Source organism: Vibrio sp. 1727, assembly GCF_033344415.1.
In the GTDB taxonomy this organism is placed as follows: domain Bacteria; phylum Pseudomonadota; class Gammaproteobacteria; order Enterobacterales; family Vibrionaceae; genus Vibrio; species Vibrio alginolyticus.
In genome coordinates this window covers 1-1395 of sequence record NZ_JAWPOT010000066.1, presented here as the reverse complement: position 1 = coordinate 1395, position 1395 = coordinate 1, and the positions used below count along the sequence as shown (strand labels likewise).

1 protein-coding gene is annotated in these 1395 nt (G+C 49.4%); it reads right to left on the bottom strand.

Annotated features, from left to right (window positions below):
* Nucleotides 1-1395, bottom strand: a 1395-nt coding sequence (mrcB, locus tag R8O10_RS23840; RefSeq protein ID WP_318191776.1) for a penicillin-binding protein 1B, incomplete at both ends; no start/stop codon positions are given.

Sequence of the window (1395 nt, the reverse complement as noted above, 5' to 3'; positions counted from 1 at the left end):
CATCAACCGCGCGAGAGGAGCGAGGCAACGATTGATAAAGCACGTTACCGTCCATATCGATGACGGAACGAAGCGCGGTCAACTTAGCACGTTTACCCGAGTTAGTCAGTGTTTGGTACATTTGCGCCACTTCAAATGGCGTCAATGAAAACGAGCCCAAGAACATAGAAGGCACAGGACGAATCTCATCTTTGTTGACGCCTAAGCGTTCAAGCGTGCCAGACACTTCTGGAATACCAAGCTCCATCCCCAACCTTACCGTTGGTACATTCAATGACTTCGCAAGCGCAAGGTAAAGTGGCACATCACCACGATATTTACGGTCGTAGTTACGCGGAGTCCACACCGAGCCTTTGCTACCTTTCAAACTTAGAGGCGTGTCGTGCAGCGTCGTCCCCAAATTGTATTTGTCTGGCTGTTCAAGCGCGGTCAGGTAAATCGCAGGCTTGACCAACGAACCAATTGGACGACTAGCATTAAGCGCACGGTTAAAGCCTTCATAACCCACGCGTTTACCACCAACCATGGCACGAATTTCACCACTGTGGCGATCAACAGCCACGGCAGCAGCTTCGAGTTCTTTACCGCCTCGCTTCGCTAAATCCGGTATTTTCTTCGCGATCGCCTGCTCCATTTTACTTTGAGATACAGGATCAAGAGACGTAAACACGCGCAGACCAGTTTCAGCCTTGAAGCGATCACCGACCTTCTCTTTCAGCTCGATATTCAATTGCTGGAAGTATGCAGGCTGACGGCTCGCAATACGTGGTTTGCTTTGTGTATCAAGAGGTCGACTCACAGCTTGTTCATATTGCTGCGATGTGAGCATGTTTTGTTGCATCAGCAATCGAAGCACCAAGTCTCGACGCTCTTTAGTGCGCTCAGGATAGCGAACAGGATTGTAGTACGACGGTCCTTTCACCATGCCCACCAGCATCGCAAGTTGATCAATTCGCAACTCTTGGATTGGCTGCCCAAAGTAGTAGCGTGATGCTAAGCCAAAACCGTGGATCGCTTCGCCGCCGCTTTGGCCCAAATACACTTCATTGAGGTAGGCTTCTAAAATGCGGTCTTTGCTGTAACGGTAATCAAGAATAAGCGCAATATAAGCTTCGCGCACCTTACGCCACAGCGTTTTATCACGGGTTAGAAATAAGTTTTTCGCTAGCTGCTGCGTTAAGGTACTGCCACCTTGAACGGTGCGACCCGCTTTGATGTTCGCCACTAAAGCACGGGCAATAGCCAATGGTGAAACACCATCATGCTGATAGAAGTCTCGGTCTTCTGTCGCCAACAAGGCATCAACTAAAATTTCAGGGAATTGGTCACGACGTAAGAACAGACGTTGCTCATCACGATCTTTTTCAAGCATCCCCAGCATCTTTGGCTCAAGGC